The 251-nt window shown below is 76.9% G+C and carries 1 protein-coding gene; it reads right to left on the bottom strand.

Going from position 1 to position 251, the window contains the following annotated elements; all coding sequences use genetic code 11:
* The coding region (locus tag ACSNOK_RS35370) for a glycosyltransferase (protein WP_436784778.1) at window positions 1-251 on the bottom strand (251 nt) is incomplete at both ends.

Raw genomic sequence — 251 nt, 5'->3', positions numbered from 1 at the left:
CGGGCCACGTCCGGCGCGAGCCCGGTGGTGGCGGTGACGACCACGGGCGTGCCGACGGACATGGCCTCCAGCACGGAGACGGAGAAGGCGTCCTGGACGGAGGGCAGGACGTAGACGTCCGCCCGGCGCAGGGCCGCCATCACCTGCTCGCCGTCGAGCGGCCCGACGTGGTCGAGCGCGTCGGACACCCCGAGGGAGCGGGCGAGGTCCAGCGTGCCGGCGAGGGCGCCGGTGTCGGGCCCGGCCAGCAC

Source organism: Streptomyces sp. URMC 126, assembly GCF_051386555.1.
Taxonomy (GTDB): Bacteria; Actinomycetota; Actinomycetes; order Streptomycetales; family Streptomycetaceae; genus Streptomyces.
Note: the sequence above shows the minus strand (reverse complement) of the source record. Positions and strands in the feature narration are given on the sequence as shown.